Source organism: Mesorhizobium sp. M2E.F.Ca.ET.209.01.1.1 (assembly GCF_004010375.2).
Classification (GTDB): Bacteria; Pseudomonadota; Alphaproteobacteria; order Rhizobiales; family Rhizobiaceae; genus Mesorhizobium.
In genome coordinates this window covers 1-426 of the sequence record NZ_SADP02000219.1, presented here as the reverse complement: position 1 = coordinate 426, position 426 = coordinate 1, and the positions used below count along the sequence as shown (strand labels likewise).

Genomic DNA, 426 nt, shown 5'->3' with positions numbered 1-426 from the left:
GGCGGATACGGGCGCCGGGCTGATCGTCGGGCATCACGCCCATGTCGTGCAGCCCGTCGAACGGGTCGGCGACAGCCTCGTCGCCTATGGGCTCGGCGATTTCCTCGGCACGGCCTTGGCCAGGCTGCCATGGCCGGCGCGCATCGGCTCGATATTCGTTGTCGACCTCAGCGCCGATCCCGCCACGCGCGGCGCCATCGCCGCCTACAGGATGCATTTCTTCATGCGGCTGCGAGCGGGCAGTCATGAGCGGCTGGCGGCGGCGGAGGCGCTCGACGGCGTGCTCAAGCAGCGGTTTGCGGCCCGGCTGGAGGCGATTTTCCCGATTTCAGGGAACTAGCCGCCGATTGCCGCCGGTGCAGGCGACTTTCGCGCGAAAGCCGTTATCATAGCCCATCTCAGCGGCGGCCGGGGGGGGCCATGGAA

At 68.8% G+C, this 426-nt stretch carries 1 protein-coding gene; it reads left to right on the top strand.

The window, feature by feature from the left end; genetic code table 11:
* Positions 1-340 (top strand): CapA family protein (locus EN852_RS35375; protein WP_189546369.1); only part of this gene is annotated, 340 nt, incomplete at its 5' end.
* Between the last annotated feature and the right edge of the window lie 86 nt (positions 341-426).